Source organism: Pseudomonas sp. SIMBA_067 (genome assembly GCF_046534675.1).
GTDB classification, from domain to species: domain Bacteria; phylum Pseudomonadota; class Gammaproteobacteria; order Pseudomonadales; family Pseudomonadaceae; genus Aquipseudomonas; species Aquipseudomonas putida.
Map to the genome: position 1 here is coordinate 1 of NZ_JAWRYH010001231.1, position 240 is coordinate 240.

Sequence of the window (240 nt, forward strand, 5' to 3'; positions counted from 1 at the left end):
ATCGCCTTACTGCTGGAAATTTATACCGATGTTGCTAATTCCCGCTTCACGCAGGTCAGATCGCAGACCTTTAATCAATTCAAGGTCGCGCTCTTCACACTCCGCCAGCAGGCGGAAAATCTCCCACTGAAGGTCCCACTCATCGATGATAGCCGGGTTTTCACGCAGCTCTTCGTCGGTCATTTCGCGTCCAGCCTGGGTCATTTCCAGCATGGCGATAGTGGTAATTGAGGTCTCGCT

The 240-nt window shown here is 52.1% G+C and carries 1 protein-coding gene; it reads right to left on the bottom strand.

Annotation, left to right across the window (positions count from 1 at the left end; genetic code table 11):
• Nucleotides 1–6: 6 nt before the first annotated feature.
• Nucleotides 7–240, bottom strand: a 234-nt coding sequence (locus SB765_RS33225; protein ID WP_410932978.1) for a DUF416 family protein, incomplete at its 5' end; no start/stop codon positions are given.